Source organism: Salinimicrobium oceani, from assembly GCF_012037645.1.
In genome coordinates this window covers 1-287 of record NZ_JAAVJR010001610.1, presented here as the reverse complement: position 1 = coordinate 287, position 287 = coordinate 1, and the positions used below count along the sequence as shown (strand labels likewise).

Below are 287 nucleotides of genomic sequence, written 5' to 3'. Positions count from 1 at the left end.
AGAAGGCAGGACAATCTGTGCTAAAACGCCTTTAAAATTGGGGTGGTTAAGGTTAAACTTAGCTAAGAGCCGGATTTTTTTTCTTCCTGCTTTTTCCTTTCTTCCTCGTCTTTGTCTGTATGGGACTGCAGGGTATCCAGAATACGCTTTTCATCGATCAACTGCCCCCGTTTGGATTCCAATCTCTGTAATTCCTGATAAATGGCAGGTTCGGCATATTCATTGGGTTCTACTTTCTCTTTTTTATGAAGTGCATACTGCACGGTAAATTCGGCTCCAAAAAATAC

General features: G+C 41.5%; 1 pseudogene. It reads right to left on the bottom strand.

The features are described 5' to 3' along the window. Positions 1 to 62 precede the first annotated feature (62 nt). Positions 63 to 287 (bottom strand): annotated as a pseudogene (locus HC175_RS23285) (ribonuclease BN); the annotation flags it as partial.